6 protein-coding genes and 1 rRNA gene are annotated in these 6525 nt (G+C 56.0%); 5 read left to right on the top strand and 2 right to left on the bottom strand.

The features are described 5' to 3' along the window. Positions 1-138 precede the first annotated feature (138 nt). The 3 genes from rrf (at position 139) to BMX55_RS10670 (ending at position 2788) form a co-directional block, all read left to right on the top strand. Positions 139-251, top strand: a 5S ribosomal RNA gene (rrf, locus tag BMX55_RS10680). 95 nt (positions 252-346) lie between these two features. Beyond that, a complete protein-coding gene (locus tag BMX55_RS10675) occupies positions 347-1516 on the top strand; it encodes an iron-containing alcohol dehydrogenase (RefSeq protein ID WP_091457242.1) in 1170 nt (389 codons plus the stop codon). Between the two features lie 69 nt (positions 1517-1585). Continuing rightward, positions 1586-2788, top strand: a complete 1203-nt coding sequence (locus BMX55_RS10670) for a M20 aminoacylase family protein (protein WP_091457238.1) — start codon at positions 1586-1588, stop codon at positions 2786-2788. 11 nt (positions 2789-2799) lie between these two features. Here BMX55_RS10670 and BMX55_RS10665 read toward each other — a convergent pair whose 3' ends face one another. Further along, complete coding sequence (locus BMX55_RS10665) at positions 2800-3108, bottom strand: polyhydroxyalkanoic acid system family protein (RefSeq protein ID WP_091457235.1); 309 nt, start codon at positions 3106-3108, stop codon at positions 2800-2802. Positions 3109-3198: 90 nt separating this feature from the next. Between BMX55_RS10665 and BMX55_RS10660 the strand changes: the two genes are divergently transcribed. Next, entirely contained in the window at positions 3199-3537 is a 339-nt protein-coding gene (locus BMX55_RS10660) for a DUF1840 domain-containing protein (protein ID WP_091457231.1), read from the top strand. Positions 3538-3576: 39 nt separating this feature from the next. On the opposite strand, the gene BMX55_RS10655 is transcribed toward BMX55_RS10660, so the two are convergent. Next, on the bottom strand, positions 3577-4563 hold the full coding sequence (locus BMX55_RS10655; RefSeq protein ID WP_091457227.1) for a tripartite tricarboxylate transporter substrate-binding protein: 987 nt from the start codon (positions 4561-4563) through the stop codon (positions 3577-3579). Positions 4564-4728: 165 nt separating this feature from the next. Here BMX55_RS10655 and BMX55_RS16855 point away from each other — a divergent pair, with 165 nt between their 5' ends. Next, positions 4729-6513 carry a methyl-accepting chemotaxis protein gene (locus tag BMX55_RS16855; protein ID WP_091457223.1) on the top strand — a complete coding sequence of 595 codons (1785 nt, stop codon included), beginning with the start codon at positions 4729-4731 and terminating at the stop codon, positions 6511-6513. Positions 6514-6525 lie beyond the last annotated feature (12 nt).

Raw genomic sequence — 6525 nt, 5'->3', positions numbered from 1 at the left:
CCCTATAACTTTGATGTTCCTTCAAAAGAACCATCAAGGTCTGTTATGCCAAAAAAAGCGCAATCAAAACAAAAAAGCTGATAAGACTCTATGAATTTAGCTGTATTGCCTATAAAGCGATACAGCGCACAGTTTAAGCCTGATGACCATAGCAAGTTGGTACCACTCCTTCCCATCTCGAACAGGACAGTGAAACGACTTTGCGCCGATGATAGTGCGGGTTCCCGTGTGAAAGTAGGTCATCGTCAGGCTAATATTAAAGCATCCCCCTCTGATCCTATCGGTCAGAGGGGGTTTCGCTTTTAGGGCTACAGTGTGGGCTATTCTTTGAATGGCTGGAGCACTTATGCTGAATTTTGATTTTCATAACCCTACCCGTATTGCCTTTGGTCAGGGCCGCATTGCCGATTTGGCGACCTTGGTGCCAGCATCAGCCAAGGTACTGATCTTGGTTGGTGGTAGCAGTGCTGAAAAAACGGGTACTTTAGCCGAGGTGCGCGCTGCCTTGGGTCAGCGCGAACACGCTACCTTTAGCGGCATTGAGCCTAATCCCACCTATGAAACGGCGATGCAGGCCGTGGAGCAAATCCGGGCCGGTGGTTTTGATTTTCTCTTGGCCGTGGGCGGTGGCTCGGTGATTGATGCGGTCAAGTTCATTGCAGCAGCAGTACCGTTTGCTGATGGCGACCCTTGGGCTATTTTGGAGCAGCGTGGGCGCAACATTAGCCGTGCATTAGCGTTTGGCACGGTATTGACTTTGCCCGCCACCGGCTCGGAAATGAACAACGGTGCCGTGATTACCCGCAAAGCCTTGGGAGCGAAGCTGGTTTTTGGCAGCGTGCATTGCTACCCGCTGTTTTCGGTGCTTGATCCCACTAAGACCTATACCCTACCTGCGCAACAGTTGGCCAATGGGGTTGTGGATGCCTTTGTCCATACTGTGGAACAGTATCTGACCTACCCTGTGGAGGCTCGCGTGCAAGACCGCTGGGCTGAAGGGGTGCTGCACACCTTGATCGAAGTGGGGCCACGTCTGTTGTCTGCACCTGAGCCAGTTTATGATGACCGTGCCAATTTGGTCTGGGCTGCCACGATGGCCCTCAATGGCTTGATTGGTGCGGGGGTGCCCCAGGATTGGGCCACGCACATGATTGGTCATGAGCTGACGGCTAAATTCCAGATTGACCATGCCCGCACTTTGGCGATTGTGTTGCCTGCCTTATTGCAGGAATGCCGCCAAGCCAAGCGCGAAAAGCTATTGCAGTATGCCGAACGCATTTGGGGTCTGGGGGCCAGCACTGGTACAGAAGAGCAGCGCATCGACGCTGCCATTGCCTGCACGCGCGACTTCTTTGAGGGTTTGGGCATTGCTACGCGCCTGTCTGCCTATGGTGTTGGTGAGGAGGCTATTGATGGCTTGGTGGCGCAGTTGCAAGCGCACGGTATGGTCAAGCTCGGTGAACGGCGTGCTGTTACCCCAGAGGTGAGTCGGCGCATCTTGCAGGCCGCACTGTAAGCATATGCTGGGGCAGCGTGCAGTTTGCATGCTGCCCGGCTAGACTGTGGGCAACCGAGGAGTTTCTGTATGCAACTGATTGATTCCATCGTGGCCCAAGCCGAGGAGATGGCCGCCTTGCGCCGCGACATCCATGCACATCCTGAATTGTGTTTTGAGGAGTTGCGCACTGCGGAGGTGGTGGCGCAAAAACTGATGCAATGGGGCATCCCTATTCACCGAGGGTTGGGCAAGACAGGTTTGGTGGGCGTGGTGCATGGGCGTGATGGTGGTGCCTGTGGCAGGGCCATAGGCTTGCGCGCCGATATGGATGCCCTGCCTATGCAAGAGCACAACCACTTTGCCCATGCCAGCCGCTATCCCGGCAAGATGCATGCCTGTGGCCATGATGGCCATACGGCCATGCTGCTGGCTGCGGCCCAGCATTTGGCCCAACACCGAGATTTTGATGGTACGGTGTATCTGATTTTTCAGCCTGCCGAGGAGGGGGGCGGTGGTGCCCGTGAAATGGTGCGTGAGGGCCTGTTTACGCTGTTTCCGATGGAAGCGGTGTTTGGTATGCATAACTGGCCGGGAATGCCCGCAGGAACGATGGCTATCAGTCCAGGGCCGGTGATGGCCTCATCGAATGAGTTCAAGATTACTATTCGGGGCAAGGGGGGGCATGCGGCCATGCCACATACAGGCATTGACCCGGTGCCGGTGGCTTGCCAAATGGTGCAGGCATTCCAAACCATCATTAGCCGGAATAAAAAGCCGGTGGACGCGGGCGTCATTTCCGTCACCATGATTCATACTGGTGAGGCGACCAATGTGGTGCCTGATGTGTGTGAATTGCAGGGGACGGTGCGCACCTTTAGCGTAGAGGTGCTGGACATGATTGAGCGCCGTATGCGCCAAGTGGCCGAGCACACCTGTGCCGCCCATGAGGCGAGTTGCACTTTTGAGTTTGAGCGCAACTATCCGCCCACCATCAATGCTGCCGCTGAAGCTGCTTTTGCCCGTACTGTGATGGCTGCCATTGTGGGTGAAGACAAGGTGTTGGTGCAGGAGCCAACGATGGGTGCGGAGGACTTTGCCTTTATGTTGCAAGCCAAACCGGGGGCGTATTGCTTTATTGCCAATGGTGATGGTCAGCACCGAGATATAGACCACGGCGGTGGCCCTTGCACCCTGCACAACCCCAGCTACGATTTTAATGACGGCTTGATTCCGCTGGGGGCGACTTATTGGGTGCGGTTGGCGCAGCAGTGGTTGGCACAGTCGCGCTGAAGGGGCGTTGATTAGGCAGGCTGTGTGCTGTGGGCGTGCAGCAGGCTGTCGATTTGTGCCGCAATTTGGGCTTCAATGCTGGGGGCAAAGGCGCTGAACAAGAAACCCAATTGGGCGGACAGTTCAAACTGGTCAGCGCGCACTTGTAGCGTGCCTTGGATGCCAGAGCGCTCAAAGCGCACGGTGTCTTGCGCATCGCCGCTGATGTAGTGGCAGCGCAGATCGAACTTGCGCTCGGCTTTGGTTGCCCATTGGCGGGCAATGTTGCGGGCTTGGGGCAGGCCAAGCTGGTGATGGCGGTGGATATGAATAGCAGACATAAGGAGCGCGAGTGTACGGCGCAGCTGGCACAAGCAACACAATCGGTCTATGCTGTGCTTGAGCGTTGTTGTTTTTGAAAAGGATTTTTTATGCTGTACAAGTTCAAATCCCGTGCTACTGCCGATCTGATTTTGCTCGAGCCTGATGCCCACCGGATTTTGCACATCATCGGCAAAGACCCTGAGCCCCAAGGTGTGGTTACGCTGGAACAAATGCCTGCTGCCATTGAGGCGCTGCAAGCAGCTATCGCCTTGGATGAGCAACAGTGTGCCCGTGCCCGCGCCACCCACCATGCCACTGGACTGGACGAAGCTGAGGTGGAGCTGCTAGAAAAAAACACGGTTCACCTGCACCAGCGTGGCACGCCTTTTTTGGATATGCTGCGCCGCTCTTTGGCCGAAGAGCATGAGGTGATTTGGGGCCGCTAACCCAAGCAGCAGCCCCAGATTGATGGTGCTTGTGGCGGTTTAGTCGGCGTAGATGTCAGCGGCCTTGATGACGGCACCCCATTTGTCGATTTCAGCCTGCACAAATTTTTTGTGCTCGGCTGGTTCGACTCGCTTGTCGGTCGTGACAACTGCGCCCAGACCTTCTTGTTTCTTGATGAAGTCAGGGTCTTTGAGGGCTGTTTTCAGGGCGGCGTTGATCTTGGCTAGCACATCGGCGGGCGTGCCTTTGGGCGCATAAAGGCCATGCCAGATAGTGACTTGAAAGTCTTTCAGCCCCGATTCAGCCAGCGTGGGCAGCGCCTTAAGCGAAGCTGTTTGTAGGCGCTGGGCGGTGGTGACGGCGTAGGCCTTGACCTTCTGAGCCTCAATCTGGCTAGTGGTGTTGGTGGTTTGGTCGCACAGCAGGTCAATCTGACCACCGACCAAGTCAGTGATGGCGGGCGCGGTGCCTTTATAGGGCACCACCGTCATGTCTACTTTGAGTGCGCTTTGGTACATTAGGCCACATAGGTGGGATGCAGAGCCCAAACCTGCATTGCCGAGGTTGATCTTGCTCTTGTTTTGTGCAATCCAGCTACTCAGCTCTTTGTAGTTGTTGGCGGGCAGGTTGGGGCGGCCAATCAAGGTCATGGGTACATCATTGACGATGCCCAAGTATTCAAAATCATTGGGTACGTTAAATGTCAGCTTGCGGTACAGGGAGGGCATGGTAGCCATGCCGATGTGGTTGAGTAGCAGCGTGTAGCCATCGGGGGTGGCGCGGGCTACCTTGGCGGTGCCAATCGAGCTACCAGCACCGGCGGCGTTATCTACCACGACCGTGGCTCCCAGCGACTTGCGCAGCGCTTCGGCCAAATCACGGGCCACACGATCAGTGGGGCCTCCGGCGGAGAATGGCACTACCAGCGTCACATTTTTGTCTTTTGCCGGAAAATCGGCGGCTTGGGCACCGCTAGTCAAGACCACAGCCGTAGCTACGAGGGTGAGTTTGAACAAAGAAGGCATGGAGAACTCCAAAATACGGTCTCGCGATGATAGAGGCACTGTATGCCTTTGTGTAGCATCTGCGGGTTTGCACCTATCGGTGGGGACAAGCAAGACTTATCTTGATGGAAACGCAGGCAGTGGGGGAGTCTTTGGCATGTTTTACAAATCAATGTAAGGAACAAAATGAATTGGCTTAATCAATTGACGGTAGGTACCAAGCTGGTGGTGGGGTTTATGGTGGTGGCAATTATTGGTGCCATCATCGGTGTGCTGGGTATTGTGGGTACGGGAAAAGTCAATGATTTGGGCAATCTGATGTATGAGCGAGACCTGATTGGTTTGCGCCATGCCGCAGAGGCCAATATCCAACTCATGGCGGCAGCCCGTGCCACTCGCAGTGCCATGTTGGCTACTACCCAAGAGGAGCGTAAAGCATTCACAGATGCTACTTTTCAGTATTTTGAAAAAATTGAAGCAGAACTGAAGCTTTCTGAAAACACATTTTTTACCAGTCAAGGTAAAGCAGCAGTAGCTGAAACGCGGGCAGCGTTGCAAGCGTATAAGGCAGATGCGAGGGTTGCGTTAACCTTATTGCAGGAAGAGCCCTTGGCCGAACCGCGTGGCTCGGTTGAGCATCTGCTTAAGGTGACGGTACCACTGGCCAACAAGGCCGATGACTTGTTGACAGGGCTGATGCAGCGCAAAATTAAAAACGCCGAGCAACTCGATAGCGAAGGCGATGTGCTATATGCCAGTACGCGCCTGTTGATGCTGGTGCTGACGGTGGCTGGCGTGCTGGTGGGTGTGGTGATTGGGGTGTGGATGGCGCGTAACTTACAGCGTCAGCTGGGCGGTGAGCCTGCTGATGTAGCTGCGGCGGCCCGTGCCATTGCTGCGGGTGATTTGAGCACCACCATTGACGACCGCCATGCTGCACCCGGCAGTGTGGTGCGCGCCATGCACGATATGCAAGAATCTTTATGCACGATTGTGGGTACCGTGCGCGCCAGCAGCGACAGTATTGCCACTGGAGCTGGTCAAATTTCTAGTGGTACTGCTGATTTATCCCAACGCACCGAGCAGCAAGCCAGCAACCTAGAGCAGACCGCCGCATCGATGGAGCAGATTGCCAGCACGGTGCAAACCAACGCCGACACGGCCCGACAAGCTACGCAACTTGCTAGCAATGCCAGCCAAACCGCCCACCGTGGCGGTGAAGTCATGGGGCAGGTAGTGACCACCATGGCCGATATCAACGAGGCATCGCGCAAAATTTCTGACATCATCAGCGTGATTGATGGCATTGCCTTTCAGACCAACATCTTGGCGCTCAATGCGGCAGTAGAAGCTGCCCGTGCGGGCGAGCAGGGCCGGGGTTTTGCTGTGGTTGCTTCTGAGGTGCGAAGTTTGGCTGGCCGCAGTGCCGAAGCCGCTAAAGAAATCAAGGCTCTGATTGGTAACAGTGTTAACAAGGTGGAGGTGGGTGGCAAGCTGGTGGATGCGGCGGGCCAGACGATGCAAGACATTGTGCGCGAGGTGCAGCGCGTCACGGATCTGATCTCTGAGATCAGTGCTTCTACAGGTGAGCAGACGTCGGGCATTGGTCAGATTACTGCGGCGGTAGCCCAGCTCGATCAGGTCACGCAGCAAAATGCGGCACTGGTAGAGGAGTCTGCTGCTGCCGCCGAGAGTTTGAATCACCAAGCGCAGCAGTTGGTGCAGGCCGTGGCGGTGTTTAAGCTGGGCCAGCATGAGCGTGCCACGCAAATGCCGGGTGCCCCGCGCCCCGCGCCCACGCCCGCGCCGCGCCAACCCACTTTGCCTCGCAGTAGCACAGCCACTGCTGCACCCGCCAAGGTGGCGCCCCGTCCGGCAGCCCCCAAGGTGGCTCCCTTAGCCCGTCCAGTGGCCCCCGCCTTGGGCCGCAGTACCAGTAAATCCAACGACGACGATTGGGAGCAGTTTTAAGCCTTGCGCACT

Source organism: Giesbergeria anulus (assembly GCF_900111115.1).
Taxonomy (GTDB): domain Bacteria; phylum Pseudomonadota; class Gammaproteobacteria; order Burkholderiales; family Burkholderiaceae_C; genus Simplicispira; species Simplicispira anulus.
Note: the sequence above shows the minus strand (reverse complement) of the source record. Positions and strands in the feature narration are given on the sequence as shown.